The 215-nt window shown below is 59.1% G+C and carries 1 rRNA gene; it reads left to right on the plus strand.

The window, feature by feature from the left end:
- Positions 1-215 (plus strand): 23S ribosomal RNA (locus JDF658_RS13830); the annotation flags it as partial.

Here is a 215-nt window from a genome sequence, read left to right on the forward strand (position 1 = left end):
TGCATGTACAGGATAGGTGGGAGACTGGGAAGCTTAGGCGCCAGCCTAAGTGGAGTCGCTGGTGGGATACCACCCTTGTGATATTGAAGTTCTAACCCTGACCCGTGAGCCGGGGAGGGGACAGTGTCAGGTGGGCAGTTTGACTGGGGCGGTCGCCTCCTAAAGAGTAACGGAGGCGCCCAAAGGTTCCCTCAGCGCGAATGGAAAACGCGCGG

The sequence above is a fragment of the Carboxydocella sp. JDF658 genome, assembly GCF_002049395.1.
Lineage (GTDB): Bacteria > Bacillota.